Genomic DNA, 580 nt, shown 5'->3' on the forward strand with positions numbered 1-580 from the left:
TGTTCACATTCGGCGCGTCCAAATGCTCACGCAGATTCGCCGGCGGAATCACCCCCGGCCCCACCGCCGCCGGGGTCAGATCAATCGCCCGAATCCCCGCCTCGGCATACCGCGGCGCGGCGGCGCGGTGCACGTAGGCACTGGTCGCCTCGAACACCAAATCCGGCTTCTCCGACTGCGCGAGCAACCAATCCACCCCCTCGTGGGAGGTCTCCAACCCCAGTGTGCGGGCCCGCGCCAACCCCTCACTGTCCGGGTCGATCCCGATCATCCAGCGTGGCTCCAACCACTCCGAACGCAGCAGTTTGTACAGCAAGTCGGTACTGATGTTGCCGGACCCGACGATCGCGACGGTCGCCTTCTCACCCATGCAGACACTCCCTATTCGAACGACAGACGGACCGAACCCAGCCCCAGAAAATCGGCGACGAAGTCGTCACCCGGACGCGCGTCAATCGCCCGCGTGCACGACCCGGGCAACACGATGTCCCCGGCCCGCAACCGCACCCCGAACTGGTCGACCTTGCGGGCCAACCACGCCACCGCGGTCACCGGATTGCCCAACACCGCATCACTGCGC

General features: G+C 66.4%; 2 pseudogenes. Both read right to left on the bottom strand.

The features are described 5' to 3' along the window. Positions 1-370: pseudogene (locus H7J06_RS25150) on the bottom strand (acetaldehyde dehydrogenase (acetylating)); the annotation flags it as partial. 11 nt (positions 371-381) lie between these two features. Next, positions 382-580: pseudogene (locus H7J06_RS25155) on the bottom strand (2-keto-4-pentenoate hydratase); the annotation flags it as partial.

It is taken from the genome of Mycolicibacterium hodleri, from assembly GCF_025822245.1.
Lineage (GTDB): Bacteria > Actinomycetota > Actinomycetes > Mycobacteriales > Mycobacteriaceae > Mycobacterium > Mycobacterium hodleri.